This is a genomic window from Cupriavidus sp. GW823-FHT06D04 (assembly GCF_058795055.1).
Genome location: NZ_JBXAHL010000002.1, coordinates 321,966 through 336,122, shown reverse-complemented (window position 1 = coordinate 336,122; position 14,157 = coordinate 321,966). Strand labels below are relative to the sequence as shown.

General features: G+C 68.7%; 14 protein-coding genes. 8 read left to right on the top strand and 6 right to left on the bottom strand.

Annotated features, from left to right (window positions below):
- Positions 1 to 5: 5 nt before the first annotated feature.
- On the top strand, positions 6 to 1,484 hold the full coding sequence (locus AC1Q7H_RS05270; RefSeq protein WP_211980751.1) for an efflux transporter outer membrane subunit: 1,479 nt from the start codon (positions 6 to 8) through the stop codon (positions 1,482 to 1,484).
- Here AC1Q7H_RS05270 and AC1Q7H_RS05265 read toward each other — a convergent pair.
- On the bottom strand, positions 1,471 to 2,376 hold the full coding sequence (locus AC1Q7H_RS05265; RefSeq protein WP_013955660.1) for a LysR family transcriptional regulator: 906 nt from the start codon (positions 2,374 to 2,376) through the stop codon (positions 1,471 to 1,473). The two genes, AC1Q7H_RS05270 and AC1Q7H_RS05265, sit on opposite strands and share 14 nt — an antisense overlap.
- Before the next feature lie 111 nt (positions 2,377 to 2,487).
- Between AC1Q7H_RS05265 and AC1Q7H_RS05260 the strand changes: the two genes are divergently transcribed.
- From AC1Q7H_RS05260 to AC1Q7H_RS05230, 7 genes are all read left to right on the top strand, one after another.
- Positions 2,488 to 2,940, top strand: a complete 453-nt coding sequence (locus AC1Q7H_RS05260) for a PACE efflux transporter (RefSeq protein ID WP_013955659.1) — start codon at positions 2,488 to 2,490, stop codon at positions 2,938 to 2,940.
- A 156-nt stretch (positions 2,941 to 3,096) separates the two neighbouring features.
- A complete protein-coding gene (locus AC1Q7H_RS05255; protein ID WP_492379740.1) occupies positions 3,097 to 4,350 on the top strand; it encodes a flavin-dependent oxidoreductase in 1,254 nt (417 codons plus the stop codon).
- A 50-nt stretch (positions 4,351 to 4,400) separates the two neighbouring features.
- A complete protein-coding gene (locus AC1Q7H_RS05250) occupies positions 4,401 to 5,552 on the top strand; it encodes an ABC transporter substrate-binding protein (protein WP_194946887.1) in 1,152 nt (383 codons plus the stop codon).
- Entirely contained in the window at positions 5,549 to 6,136 is a 588-nt protein-coding gene (locus AC1Q7H_RS05245; protein ID WP_492381018.1) for a MarR family winged helix-turn-helix transcriptional regulator, read from the top strand. Before AC1Q7H_RS05250 ends, AC1Q7H_RS05245 begins: the two co-directional genes overlap by 4 nt.
- A gap of 48 nt (positions 6,137 to 6,184) precedes the next feature.
- Entirely contained in the window at positions 6,185 to 7,759 is a 1,575-nt protein-coding gene (dacB, locus tag AC1Q7H_RS05240; protein WP_211980748.1) for a D-alanyl-D-alanine carboxypeptidase/D-alanyl-D-alanine endopeptidase, read from the top strand.
- A gap of 189 nt (positions 7,760 to 7,948) precedes the next feature.
- The gene (locus AC1Q7H_RS05235; protein ID WP_153955647.1) at positions 7,949 to 8,776 is read left to right on the top strand and encodes an AzlC family ABC transporter permease; all 828 of its coding nucleotides are present in this window, start codon (positions 7,949 to 7,951) and stop codon (positions 8,774 to 8,776) included.
- Positions 8,773 to 9,099 carry an AzlD domain-containing protein gene (locus AC1Q7H_RS05230; RefSeq protein WP_013955653.1) on the top strand — a complete coding sequence of 109 codons (327 nt, stop codon included), beginning with the start codon at positions 8,773 to 8,775 and terminating at the stop codon, positions 9,097 to 9,099. The genes AC1Q7H_RS05235 and AC1Q7H_RS05230 overlap by 4 nt, the downstream gene beginning before the upstream one ends.
- A 7-nt stretch (positions 9,100 to 9,106) precedes the next feature.
- Here AC1Q7H_RS05230 and AC1Q7H_RS05225 read toward each other — a convergent pair whose 3' ends face one another.
- The 5 genes from AC1Q7H_RS05225 to fba all read right to left on the bottom strand — a co-directional run bounded on the left by AC1Q7H_RS05225 (position 9,107) and on the right by fba (position 14,020).
- Positions 9,107 to 10,096 (bottom strand): L-threonylcarbamoyladenylate synthase, encoded by a 990-nt coding sequence (locus tag AC1Q7H_RS05225; RefSeq protein WP_013955652.1) that lies wholly within the window; start codon positions 10,094 to 10,096, stop codon positions 9,107 to 9,109.
- A gap of 22 nt (positions 10,097 to 10,118) precedes the next feature.
- Entirely contained in the window at positions 10,119 to 11,363 is a 1,245-nt protein-coding gene (locus AC1Q7H_RS05220; protein WP_211980747.1) for a 5-(carboxyamino)imidazole ribonucleotide synthase, read from the bottom strand.
- A 28-nt stretch (positions 11,364 to 11,391) separates the two neighbouring features.
- Positions 11,392 to 11,889 carry a 5-(carboxyamino)imidazole ribonucleotide mutase gene (purE, locus tag AC1Q7H_RS05215; protein WP_010812195.1) on the bottom strand — a complete coding sequence of 166 codons (498 nt, stop codon included), beginning with the start codon at positions 11,887 to 11,889 and terminating at the stop codon, positions 11,392 to 11,394.
- A gap of 53 nt (positions 11,890 to 11,942) precedes the next feature.
- On the bottom strand, positions 11,943 to 12,851 hold the full coding sequence (locus AC1Q7H_RS05210; protein ID WP_211980746.1) for a phosphoribosylaminoimidazolesuccinocarboxamide synthase: 909 nt from the start codon (positions 12,849 to 12,851) through the stop codon (positions 11,943 to 11,945).
- A gap of 104 nt (positions 12,852 to 12,955) precedes the next feature.
- Entirely contained in the window at positions 12,956 to 14,020 is a 1,065-nt protein-coding gene (gene fba, locus AC1Q7H_RS05205) for a class II fructose-bisphosphate aldolase (protein ID WP_211980745.1), read from the bottom strand.
- Positions 14,021 to 14,157 lie beyond the last annotated feature (137 nt).

Here is a 14,157-nt window from a genome sequence, read left to right as displayed (position 1 = left end):
TCGACATGACAGTTCTTTCCCGCTTCCTGACCCATGCCCTGCCGGTGCCGCTGGCCTGCGCCCTGCTGCTGGCCGGCTGCGCCGTCGGCCCCGACTACCAGCGCCCCGATGCGCCGGTCTCCGCATCCTTCAAGGAAGCCGATGCCGCCACCCCTGCCTGGAGCGGCGACTGGAAGCCCGCCGAGCCGCAGGATGCGCTGGCACGCGCCGACTGGTGGACCGTGTTCGGCGATGCGCAGCTCGACGCGCTGATGTCCGAGGTGCAGATCTCGAACCAGAACATCAAGGCCGCCGAGGCGCAGTACCGTCAGGCCGTGGCCGCGCTGCAGGCGGCGCGCGCCGGCTTCTTCCCGATCGTCGACGCGCAGGCCGGGGCGTCGCGCGCGCGCGGCGCCAGCGGCAATACGCTCAGCGGGCAGAGCGTGACGCTGGGCGCGACCTGGGAAATCGACGTGTGGGGCCGCGTGCGGCGCCAGGTAGAGAGCAGCGAGGCCAGCGCACAAGCCAGCCAGGCCGATCTGGCATCGACGCTGCTGTCGACGCAGGCGACGCTGGCGCAGAGCTATTTCCTGCTGCGCGTGGCCGATGCGCAGAAGGCGCTGCTGGACCGCACCGTGGCGGACTACGCGAAGTCCCTGCAGCTGGTGCAAAACCAGTACGCCGCCGGCACCGCGCAGCGCTCGGACGTGCTGCAGTCAGAGACCCAGCTCAAGAGCGCGCAGGCGCAGCAGATCGACATCCAGATCACGCGCGCGCAGCTGGAGCACGCCATTGCCGTGCTGGTGGGCAAGGCCCCCGCGGCGCTGACGCTGGGCGCCGACGACTTCCGCACCGCGCCGCCGCGCGTGCCGGCCGCGGTGCCGTCGCAACTGCTGGAGCGCCGCCCCGACATCGGCGCGGCCGAGCGCCGCATGGCCTCGGCTAATGCGCAGATCGGCGTGGCGCAGGCGGCCTACTACCCGACCCTGTCGCTGTCGGCCAGCGGCGGCCTGACCGCCAGCACGCTGGCGCGCTGGATGTCGCTGCCGGACCGGATCTGGTCGATCGGCGGCGGGCTGGCCGGCACGCTGTTCGACGGCGGCCTGCGCAGCGCGGCCAAGGCGCAGGCGGTGGCGGCCTACGACCAGACCGTGGCCAACTACCGCCAGACCGTGCTGGGCGCGTTCCAGGAAGTCGAGGACAACCTCGCCGCGCAGCGGCTGTTGGAACAGGAAGCGGTGGTGCAGAACGACGCGCTGCGCTCGGCGCGCGAGGCGCTGGCGCTGGTGAACAACCGCTACCGCGCCGGCACCGCTGGCCTGCTCGACGTGCTGACGGCGCAGACCAGCGCCTACACCGCCGAGCGCACCGCACTGTCGATCGCCGGCCGCCAGTACACGGCGGCGGTGGTGCTGATCAAGGCGCTGGGCGGCGGCTGGCATGCGCCCGGCGCGGAGGCTACGCCGGCACAGGCCGGTACGAACCAGGCCGTCAGCCAGCGCTAGCCGCCGGGGCGCGCGGCAGCGGCTGTTGGCAGATGCGCTCGCGCAGCCAGGTGGCGGCCTTGCCCAGCGGCCGCTGCTTGTGCCAGACCAGTTCCATCGCCACCGGCCAGTCCTGTTGCTGGAATGCCAGCGGCGGCGTCACCAGCCGCGCCGCGGCCGGTGAATTGGCCACCACGTGCCACGGCACGAAGGCCCAGCCCAGCCCGCGCTTGACCAGCTCCACGATCACCCACTGGCTTTCCACCCACCACACGTCCGCGGCCACGCGCAGGCGCATCTTCTCTTCGCTGTCTGAGCGGGTTGCGACCATCAGCTGGCGGTAGCGCTTCAGTTCCTCCCAGTCCACGCGCTGGCCGGCCAGCGGATGCTCGGGCGCGCACAGGATCTGCATCGGCACCCAGCCCAGCGCATGGAAGCCCAGCGCCGGCGGCAGCACCTCCTGCCGCCACATGATGCCGAGGTCGGCGCCGCCTTCCAGCACCAGTCGGCTGACGTCCTCCATCAACGGAAACAGCAGCTCAAGCTCCACCGCCGGGAAGCGGCTGGAAAATTCTTCCAGCAGCATGCCCAGCGTCTCTTCCGGATAAAGCTCGTCCACCGCCAGCACCAGCCGCGTCTCCACGCCCTCGCCCAGGCTCTTGGCCACGCCGCGGAAGTGTTCGCAGCGCTCCAGGATCACGCGCGCCTCGGCCAGCAGCCGCTCGCCCGCGGGAGTCAGTACCGGGTAACGGCCGGCGCGGTCGAACAGCGCGTTGCCGGCGTCGATTTCCAGGTTGGACACCGCCGCGCTGACCACCGACTGCGCCTTGCCCAGCCGGCGCGCGGCGGCCGAGAACGAACCGGTGTCAGCCGCCGCGACGAATGCCTGCAATTGCTCGATGGAGAGGCTCATAAATAACTTTCAATGTTTATCCATCTGTTTTGCAGATAGTATCCAACTTGGCAATCCCTACCCAGCAGATAGACTAGCTCCCATCGCGTTTGACACGCAAGGAGAGCAACGATGCGCAAGACCTGGGACCGGATTCGCCACGCCATCGGCTTCGAGGTGGTCGGCCTGCTGATTTTCGCGCCGGTGGCCAGCTGGGCTTTCGGCTATGAACTGCATGAGATGGGCGTGATCGGCGCGGTCGCCTCGCTGATCGCCACCGGCTGGAACTACCTGTACAACGTGCTGTTCGACAAGGGCATGCTGCGGTTCACCGGCCAGCTGCGCAAGTCGCTGCCGGTGCGCGTGCTGCACGCCGTGCTGTTCGAACTGGGCCTGCTGGTGGTGTTCCTGCCGTCGGTGGCCTGGTACCTGGGCATCAGCCTGTTCGACGCGCTCATCATGGACCTCGCCGTGGCCGGCTTCTACATGGTCTACGCGCTCGTGTACAACTGGCTGTACGACCTTGTCTTCCCGGTGCCTTCGCTGCAGGCACAAGCCAAGCCGGAAGGCGCCGCGCTCGGCTGAGCGCGGGTTTTTCCTGACCCCGGAGGCGTCACTCCGGGGACTTCCCCGTCTTGCCGCGACCGGTCGAATTGTTATACTCCATAACAAATCCAATTCGACCGGAGGCAGCGCGCCCGCGCTTGCGTACCGGCGCATCCTGCACGCGGGGGAGACAACATGAAGATCGCAATCGCCGGTGGCGGCATCGGCGGACTGACGCTGGCGCTGCTGTGCCAACGCCACGGCATCGAGGCCGAGGTCTGGGAGGCCAGCGAAACGCTGCGCCCGCTGGGCGTGGGCATCAACCTGCTGCCGCACGCCGTGCGCATCCTGTCCGAGCTGGGACTGCGCGACGCGCTGGCGGATATCGCCATCGAGACCTCGTCGCTCTCCTACTACAACAAGCGCGGCCAGCGCATCTGGCATGAGCCACGCGGGCTGGCGGCCGGTTATGACTGGCCGCAGTTCTCGATCCATCGCGGCGAATTCCAGATGCTGCTGCACCGTACCGTGGTGGAGCGCCTGGGCGCCAGCGCCGTGCATACCGGCCATAGCTTCGAGACCGTGCTGGACACCGGCACGGGCGGACAGGCGCGCTTTGGCCTGCGCCGCCGCAGCGACAATGCCGAGGTCGAAGCCAGCGCCGATGTGCTGGTCGGCGCCGATGGCATCCACTCGGCTGTGCGCCGCCACTTCTACCCCACCGGCGACCTGCCGCGTTTTTCGCGCCGCCTGCTGTGGCGCGCGGTCACCGAGGCGCCGCCCTACCTGGACGGGCGCTCGATGTTCATGGCCGGGCACCAGGACCAGAAGTTCGTGGCCTATCCGATCTCGGAACCGCTGCGCCGCCAGGGCCGCTCGCTGGTCAACTGGATCGCCGAGCTGCGCGTGCCCGACAGCGTTCCCGACACCCCGCCGCGCAGCGACTGGAACAAGCAGGTCGACAAATCCGTGTTCTGCGCCGCGTTTGCCGACTGGAAGTGGGACTGGATCGACATCCCCGCGCTGATCGACGGTGCCCAGGCGATCTACGAATTCCCGATGGTCGACAAGGACCCGCTGCCGCGCTGGACCTTCGACTGCGTCACGCTGCTGGGCGACGCCGCGCACCCGATGTACCCGATCGGCTCGAACGGCAGCGCCCAGGCCATCCTGGACGCGCGCTACCTGGTCGACAGCCTGCTCGGCACGCCCGACACCGGCTACGCGCTGCGCGAATACGAGGCCGAGCGCCTGCCGCGCACCGCCGGCATCGTGCTGCGCAACCGCATGAACGGACCCGAGCAAGTGATGCAGCTGGCCGAGGAACGTGCGCCGCAGGGCTTTGCCGACATCGACCAGGTGATCCCGCGCGCCGAACTGGAGGCGATTTCGCTGCGGTACAAGCAGCTGGCGGGATTCGACCGGCAGTCGATGCAAGGCAACCGGTAGGATCCGGCAGGTTTGACATGCAGAACAAGACCATCGAGAGAGGAGACACCATGGCGCCCCTGACCACCACCAAGCTGGCCCGCCTCGCGCTGGCCGCGGCCCTCGCCTTCAGCGCCGGCAGCGCGCTGGCCGACATCACCGTCGGCGTCAGCCTGTCCACCACCGGCCCATCGGCGTCGCTGGGCATCCCGCAGAAGAACTCGCTGGCCTACCTGCCGCAGAAGATCGGCGGCGAGGCGGTGCGCTACATCGTGCTGGACGATGCGTCGGACCCCACGCAGGGCGCCAAGGTGGCGCGCCGCTTTGTCTCCGAGGACAAGGTCGACATCATCCTGGGCTCGTCCGCGGTGGCGCCGTCGATCGCCATTGCCGAGGTGGCCGATGAAGCCCAGACTGTGCAGCTGGCGTTCTCGCCGATTGAGCTCAAGCCCGGGCGCGGCGCCTGGACCTTCCGGCTGGCGCAGCCGGTGCGGCTGATGGCCAATGCCGTGGCCGCCACCGCCAAGACCAACGGCGTCAAGACCATCGGCTTTATCGGCTTCGCCGATGCCTACGGCGAGACCTGGCTGAAGGACTTCACCGCCGCCGCCAGTGCCAACGGCATCCGCCTGATCGCCACCGAGCGCTATGGCCGCGCCGATACCAGCGTGACCGCGCAGGCCATCAAGCTGATTGCCGCCAAACCCGACGCCATCCTGATCGCCGGCGCCGGCACCGGCGCCGCGCTGCCGCACACCACGCTGCGCGAGCGCGGCTACGGCGGCACCATCTACCACACCCACGGCGCGGCCACCAAGGACCTGATCCGCATCGGCGGGCGCATGGTCAATGGCGCAATCCTGCCGGCCGGGCCGGTGATCGTGCCGGAGCAATTGCCCGCGGGCGACCCGGTGCGCAAGCCGGGGCTGGACTACGTCACCCGATATGAGAAGCAGTACGGCGCCGACAGCCGCACCCAGTTCGGCGCCCATGCCTACGACGCCGGGCTGGTGCTGGAGCGCATCGTGCCGGTGGCGCTCAAGCATGCCAAGCCGGGGACGCCGGCGTTCCGCCAGGCGCTGCGGCAGGCGCTGGAGACCGAGCGCGACATCGTGGTCTCGCACGGCGTGCTGAATTACAGTGGGCAAGACCACTATGGCTTCGACCAGCGCGGGCGGGTTATGCTGACCATCGACAACGGCAACTGGAAACTGCTGAAATGAATCCCGACGCATCCGGCACACCGCCCGCCGCGCCCCCGCGCCCGCGCAGCACCACCGCCGCGTCCGCGCGGCGCAAGGCGCCGGACCTGCTCGCGCCGGATCCGGCCGCAAGCGCCGGTGCCGATGCCGGTTTCGACCCGCATGTGCCGAATATCGACTATGGCGTGCTCGACAACCTGATCGGCTACGCCATCCGCCGCGCGCAGATCCGCATCTATGAAGACTTCGTGCTGTCACTGGCGCAGTGGCAGATCACGCCACCGCGCTTTTCGGCGCTGATCATCATCTCGCGCAACCCGCACCTGAAGCTGACCGAGCTGGCGCAGATCCTCGGCATCGCCCGCTCCGGGGCAGTGCTTCTGGTCGACGCGCTGGAAGAGATGAACCTGGTGGCGCGCCGCCCGGCAGCCGGGGATCGCCGCGCCTACAGCCTGGTGCTGACGGCCGCCGGCCGCCGCACGCTGGAAGCCGCCACGCAGGCGGTGGTGGCGCACGACGCGCACGTCGGCTCGGCGCTGACCGGAGCCGAGCAGGCCACGTTGAAGTCGCTGCTGGCACGGCTGGCGCCGCCGCGCGCCGGCTGAGAGCGACCGGCAAGACTGTCACCCGCCTGCCAGCGGCCATGCGTTAACATGGCCGCCATGCCAAGACCAATCGCCGCGCCTACTGCATCGCGACCCGGCGCCCTGCTGCGCCGCCTGTCGCCACTGCTCTCGCCCATCCTTGCCGCCGTGTTGCTGGCCGGCGGTCCCGCACTCACCCCGGCGCAAGCCAAAGCGCCCGCCAAGGCGGCCACCGCCGCGAAAACCGCTGCCGATCCCGCACTGGTGAGCGCCGGCGTGCCGGCCCCGGTGGCCGCGGCGCTGCGCCGCGCCGGCGTGCCGGCCTCGGCCGCCAGCTTCTACGTGGTCAGGCTGGGCGCGGGCACCGCCCGCGCCAGCTGGAATGCGCAGCAGCCGATGAATCCGGCCTCGACCATGAAGCTGGTCACCACCTTTGCCGGGCTGCAGCTGCTGGGGCCCGACTACCGCTGGCAGACCTCGCTCTACGCCGATGCCCAGCCCGGCTTCGACGGCACCGTCAACGGCAATGTCTACCTGCGCGGCCACGGCGACCCCAAGCTGGTGCCCGAGGAAATGGCTAAGCTGGTGGCGAAGGCACGCGCCGCGGGCGCCACAGGCATCAACGGCGACCTGGTGCTGGACCGCAGCTACTTTGCCGATGGCCTGGACGGCAACGGCACCATCGACGGCGAGGTGCAGCGCGCCTACAACGTCGGCCCGGATGCACTGCTCTATGCGTTCAAGACGCTGTCATTCACGCTGACGCCGGACCCGGCCAGCCAGACCGTGGCAGTCAGCGTCACGCCCGAGCTGGCCCAGCTCAAGCTGGACAACCGGCTGACGCTGACCAACGGCCGCTGCGGCGACTGGCAGTCCAGCGCCAGCCCGAGCGTGCTGCCGCAGGCGGACGGCACCGTGCTGGCGTCGTTCTCGGGCAACTATGCCAGCGACTGCGGCGAGCACGTGCTCAATATCGCCACGCTGTCGCACGCGGAATTCACCTGGGGCGGCTTCGTCGCCGAGTGGCAGCGCGCCGGCGGGCGCTTTGCCCATCTGCCCGGGCTGCGCAGCGGCAAGGTGCCGCGCGGCGCGGTGCTGCTGGCGCGCCACTACGGCCTGCCGCTGGCGGACATCGTGCGCGACATCAACAAGTTCTCGAACAACGTGATGGCACGCCAGCTGTTCCTGACCATCGGCGCCGAAATGGACCGCGGCGGCCCGGCCAGCACGGCCCGCTCGACCCGCGTGGTGCAGCGCTGGCTGGCGCGCCAGGGGCTGGACATGCCCGGCCTGGTGCTGGACAACGGCTCGGGCCTGTCGCGCGAGGAACGCATCAGCGCCTATGACATGGCGCGCCTGCTGCAGCAGGCCGCGGCCAGCAACGTGGGGCCGGTGCTGATCGATTCGCTGCCGGTGCTGGGCGTCGACGGCACGCTGCGCAACCGCCTGACGCGCGCCAACGCGGCCGGCAACGGCTACCTGAAGACCGGCACGCTGGCCGACGTGCGCGCGCTGGCCGGCTATGTGGATGCTGCCGACGGCGGCCGCTACGTGGTGGTCAGCATGATCAACGATCCCAACGCCGCGCAGGCGCTGGAAGCACACGACGCCCTGCTGCAATGGGTGTACCGCGGCGCACCCTGAGTCCGCGCCGGGCGGGCTGCGGCGCGGCGCCGTGGCCTGGCGCCAACGCCGCGGCCGCATTTTGTTAAGCGGACACTTACCAGCGCCCGATCCGCCCCTATAATGCCAGGGTGCCGGCCGCGTCCTGCGGCGGCAGCCTTCCGGGCCGGCCCTCGGCCCCGGGCCTGCATTGCCCCCTCGCCCTCTGACATGACTTCCCGACAACCCCCGGTGTGGTTGCGCCTCTGGCATCGCTTCGCACCCGCCGAACGCGCCGGCTTTATCGACGGCGCGCGCTACTTTGCCCCGTCCCTGCCCGCGGTCTTCTCCTGGGGCCTGGTGACCGGCGTGGCGATGAGCAAATCCGTGATGACCGTGCCCGAAGCCATCGGCATGTCGCTGCTGGTCTACGCCGGCTCGGCGCAGTTGGCGGTGCTGCCGCTGTTCGCCGCGGGCCTGCCGCTGTGGACCATCTGGCTGACCGCGGCCGTGGTCAACCTGCGCTTCGTGATCTTCAGCGCCGGCATGCAGCCGCACTTCAGCTACATGCCGCTATGGCGGCGCACCATCCTGGGCTCGTTCAACGGCGACCTGCACTTCGTCTACTTCCTGCAGAAATACAGCACGCCCGGCTACGAACCCGGCAAGGAAGGCTACTTCTGGGGCATGGCGCTGACCAACTTCTGCATGTGGCAGCTGTCGTCGATCATCGGCATCGTGCTGGCCAGCCTGTTCCCCGACAGCTGGGGGCTGGGGCTGGCGGGCACCATGGCGCTGATCCCGGTGATGATCGCCACCATCAACTCGCGCTCGACGCTGCTGGCAGTGGTGGTGTCGGCGGTACTGGCACTGCTGTGCTTTGACTTGCCGTACCGCCTCAGCCTGGTGGTGGCAGTGGTGGGCGCGATCGCCGCCGGCATGGCCAGTGACGACCTGGCCGCGCGCGCGGCGCTGCGCGGCATCCGCCGGCGCAAACCCAAGGTACCCGAGGTCACCAACGCCGCCGCGCCGGAAACGCCACCGGGAGACCGCGCATGAGCCATCTTGAAATCTGGATTGCCATCCTTGGCATGGCGGTCGTCACCATCGTCACGCGCGCGCTGTTCCTGATGGCCGGCGAGCATGTCACCGTGCCGGACCGCATCGCGCGGGCGCTGCGCTATGCGCCGGCCGCGGCGCTGGCGGCGATCATCCTGCCGGACCTGATGACCTGGCAGGGGCATTTCACGGTGGCGTTTTCCAACGACAAGCTGATGGCCGGGATTGCGGCCACGTTGTTCTACCTGCTGACCCGGAAGATGGTGGGGATGATTATGGTGGGGATGGCCGTGTATACGGCGTTGCGCTTGCTGGGGGGGTAAGGGACCCTCACCCCTCGAACGCCGCCGCCGCCCGCTCCAGCCGATCCCGCACCCCGGCCCAATCCTGCCCTACAGGCAGCACCTCGAACATCAGCTGCGTATAGCCCTGCTTGTCGAGCTTGCGCAGCAAGCGGTAAAGCTCACGCGCGTAAGCCGCCGCATCCGCAGGCGCCTGCACCCAGGTGCACCGCTGGTCCACCAGCGGCGCCCGGCCGACCCACACCACGCGTGCATCGTCCGGCAGCGAGGCCAGCTGCGCCGAAGCCGCTTGCGCATCGGCCAGTAACAGCGGTGTGTGCGGCGCGTAGTGGGCCTTGAGCGTGCCTGAGGCCCGCGGCGCAGCCGCATCAGGCGGCAGCGGGGCCGCGCCCAGTACCTGCGCCATCATCGCCGCGGTAATCGCGCCCGGCCGCAACAGCACCGGGCCGATGCCCTGGTCCAGCCGCGACAGGTCGACGATGGTCGATTCGATACCGACCTCCACGCCATCGCCTTCCAGTACATAGACCGCATCGCCGAATTCATCGCGCACATGCTGCGCGGTGGTCGGGCTGACCTGGCCGAACTTGTTGGCCGACGGCGCGGCAATGCCGCCGCGGCCGCGCTTGAAGCGCGCCAGCAGCGCCTGCGCCACGGGGTGAGACGGGCAACGCACGCCGATGCTGTCCTGGCCGCCGGCGACGGCCGAATGGATATGCGCGGCGCGCTTCAGGATCAGCGTCAGCGGGCCGGGCCAGAAGGCGTCGATCAACTGCTGCGCGGCCTCGGGGACCTCGTCGGTCCAGTAGCCGATATCGGCACCGTCCACCACGTGGACAATCACCGGATGGTTCGACGGCCGGCCCTTCAGCGCGAAGATGCGGGCGACCGCCTCGGGGTTCTCGGCGTCCGCACCGAGCCCGTAGACGGTTTCGGTGGGAAAGGCGACCAGTTGCCCGGCCTCGAGCAGGCGGACGGCTTCGTCCAGTTCAGCGGCCGTGGGCATTCGCGGCGACATCGTGTTCCTTGGAGCTATGGCTTCAGAGCGGGATATGCAGCGCCCGCGCGGCGGCGGCAAAGGCGGCGGCAGCCGCTTCGGCATGCTCGCCCACGCAGTTGACGTGGCCCATCTTGCGCGACGGGCGCGCATCGCCCTTGCCGTAAAGGTGCAGCTTGGCACCAGGTTGCGCCACCACCTCGTCCCACGACGGCGTGCGCTCCAGGCCGAACTCGAACCACACGTCGCCCAGCAGGTTCAGCATCTTGCCGGCCGAGTGCTGGCGCGTGCTGCCCAGCGGCAGCCGCGCCATGGCGCGCACCTGCTGTTCGAACTGGCTGGTCTCGCACGCATCCATGGTGATATGGCCGGAGTTGTGCGGGCGCGGCGCCATCTCGTTGGCGACCAGCGAGCCGTCGGTCAGCACGAAGAACTCGATGCACAGCACGCCGACGTAGCCCATCTCGGTGGCGATGGCAGCGGCTGCGGCACGCGCGCGGTCGGCGATCTCAGGCGACACGCTGGTCGACGGCATTTCCGTCGAGAACAGGATGCCGTCGCGGTGCACGTTCTCGGCCAGCGGCCAGGTGGCAGTGGAGCCGTTCGCGGCACGCGCGGCCAGCACCGAGACCTCATAGGCCAGCGGCAGCATCTGCTCCAGCACGCACGGCACGTGCTGCATGGCGTTCCAGGCGGCGCGCACGTCGTCGCGCGTCTTCACGCGCGCCTGGCCCTTGCCGTCATAGCCCATGCGCGCGGTCTTGAGGATGCCGGGCAGCACGTGGTCGGGCAGCTGGTCGACATCGGCATCGTGCTGGATTACCCAGTGAGGGGCCGGCGACACGCCGGTGCGCTCGGCGCACGCGGCAAAGAACTTCTTCTCGCCGATGCGGTTCTGCGCAATCGACACACAGTAGCCGCGCGGCGCGACAAAGGCGCCGAGTTGCTCGAGCCGGTCCAGCGACAGCGACGGCACGTTCTCGAACTCGGTGCTTACCGCCTGGCACAGCTTGCCCATCTCGGCGAGCGCGGCCTCGTCGGTGTATTGCGCACAGATATGCTTGTCCGCCACCGAGCCGGCCGGGCTGTCCTGGTCCGGATCGAGCACGCATACGCGATAGCCCATCGCCTGCGCCGCATGCGTGAACATGCGGCCGAGCTGGCCGCCGCCCAGCATGCCGAGCCACGCGCCGGGCAGGATGGGCGCGTCGGGACGGTCGACGCCGAACTCGGCGCGCGATTCCGGCGTGTGGGCTTCGGAGAGGTAGGGATGGATATCGGTAGGCATTGCTAGGTTCCGTGGGATGTCCGGATGATTACAGCGGCAGCGTCATCGCGCGCGCGGCTTCGGTCTGCTTCGCGCGGAACGCTTCCAGCGCGCCGGCCAGCGCCTCGTCGGTGGTGGCCAGCGTGGCGATCGCGTGCAGCGCGGCATTGGCGGCACCGGCCTCGCCGATGGCAAAGGTGGCTACGGGCACGCCCTTGGGCATCTGCACGATCGACAGCAGGGAATCCTCGCCGCGCAGGTACTTGGACGGCACCGGCACGCCGAACACCGGCACGATGGTCTTGGCGGCGATCATGCCGGGCAGGTGCGCGGCGCCGCCGGCCCCGGCGATGATGGCGCGGATGCCGCGGCTGCGCGCGCTCTCGGCATAGCGGAACATGTCATCCGCCATGCGGTGCGCGGACACCACCTGGGCTTCGAACGGCACGCCGAAATCCTTCAGCATGGCCACTGCGTGCTGCATCACGTCCCAGTCGGAACTGCTGCCCATCACCACGCCGACCAGCGGCTTGTCTTGCTTGCTCACTTTGTCTGTTCCTTCGTTGGCCGTTCCCGCACGCGCGGGAACGGCGCCCTGCATTACTGCAGTTCTTCGCCCGTCAGGCGCGTCAGCGCATCACGGTACTTGGCGGCGGTCTTTTCGATCACGTCGTCCGGCAGTTGTGGCGCCGGCGCGGTCTTGGGCCAGGGCTTGCCGTCGATGCGCACGGCTTCCAGCCAGTCACGCACGAACTGCTTGTCGAACGACGGCGGGTTGGTGCCCACCTGGTACGAATCGGCCGGCCAGAAGCGCGACGAATCGGCGGTCAGCACTTCGTCCATCAGCGTCAGCACGCCATTGTCGTCCAGGCCGAACTCGAACTTGGTATCGGCGATGATGATGCCGCGCGTGGCGGCAAACTCGGCCGCTTCCTTGTACAGGCGGATCGAGATCTCGCGCATCTGGCGCGCCAGCGCGATGCCGATGCGGGCCTCGACTTCGCCGAACGAGATGTTCTCGTCGTGCTCGCCCATCTCGGCCTTGGCGGCCGGGGTGAAGATCGGCTCGGGCAGCTTCTGCGCGTTCTGCAGGCCGGCGGGCAGTTCGATCCCGCACACCTTGCCGGTGGCCTGGTAGTCCTTCCAGCCGCTGCCGGCGAGGTAGCCGCGCACCACGGCTTCGACCAGGATCGGCTTCAGGCGCTTGACCACCACGGCGCGGCCCTTGACCTGCTCCACTTCCTCCGGCGCGACCACGGTCTCGGGCGCGATGCCGGTCTCGTGGTTCGGCACGATGTGCGCGAGCTTGCGGAACCAGAAGTTCGCCATCTGGTTCAGAACGCGGCCCTTGTCAGGGATCGGCTCGCCCATGATGACGTCGAACGCCGACAGGCGGTCGGTGGTGACGATCAGCAGCTTGTCATTGCCGACGGCATAGTTGTCGCGCACTTTGCCGTGGCCCAGCAGCGGCAGCGAGTTGATGGAGGACTGGTAGAGAGCGTTGGACATGTTGGTTCCGATAAAACGGCGAAGCCGCCGGGCGCTGGATGCGTGCCGCGGCGGCCGGAACTGCAATCCGCCTTCCCCTTGCGCGGAAGGCGGACTAGGGACATTTACTGCACGACCTGCGACAGCTTGCCCGCCTTGTACTGCTGCGCGATGTCGGTCAGGCCGATCGGCTTGATCTTGCTGGCCTGGCCTTCGCAGCCGAAGGCGATGTAGCGCGCCTTGCACACCTGCTTGGCGGCTTCGCGGGCCGGCTTCAGGTATTCGCGCGGGTCAAACTTGCTCGGGTTCTCGGCGAAGAAGCGGCGGATCGCGCCGGTCATGGCCAGGCGGATGTCGGTGTCGATGTTGATCTTGCGCACGCCGTACTTGATCGCTTCCTGGATTTCCTCGACCGGCACGCCGTAGGTTTCCTTCATGTCGCCGCCGAACTTGCGGATCTCTTCCAGCAGCTCTTGCGGAACGGACGACGAGCCGTGCATCACCAGGTGGGTGTTGGGGATGCGAGCGTGGATTTCCTTGATGCGGCTGATCGCCAGAATGTCGCCGGTGGGCTTGCGCGTGAACTTGTAGGCGCCGTGCGAGGTGCCGATGGCGATGGCCAGGGCGTCCAGCTGGGTGGCCTTGACGAAATCGGCGGCCTGCTCCGGATCGGTCAGCAGCATGGAGTGATCCAGCACGCCGACGGCGCCGATGCCGTCTTCTTCGCCGGCTTCACCGGTTTCCAGCGAACCCAGGCAGCCCAGTTCGCCTTCCACGGTCACGCCGACGGCGTGGGCCAGCTGCACCACCTTGCGGGTGACGTCGATGTTGTAGTCGTACTCGGCCGGGGTCTTGCCGTCTTCGCGCAGCGAGCCGTCCATCATCACCGACGAGAAGCCCAGGTCGATCGCGCCCTGGCAGATCGCCGGCGACTGGCCGTGGTCCTGGTGCATCACGACCGGAATATGGGGATAAGCCTCAACGGCGGCTTCGATCAGGTGGCGCAGGAAATGCTCACCGGCGTATTTGCGCGCGCCGGCCGAGGCTTGCATGATCACCGGTGCGTTGACCTCGTCAGCGGCCTGCATGATGGCCTGCACTTGCTCGAGATTGTTGACGTTGAAGGCCGGCAGGCCGTAGCTGTTCTCGGCCGCGTGGTCCAGCAGCTGGCGCATCGATACGAGTGGCATGTCTAACTCCTAATAAAAAATGGGGTGTCTTCCGCGTATTCTTCTAATCGGCGCTTACGCAGTGAATCGACTTACGTAGCGCATCGCCCGTGCCTGCCGGCGCCGTCAGCCCTGCGCATTCCGCGCTGGCGCTCCGT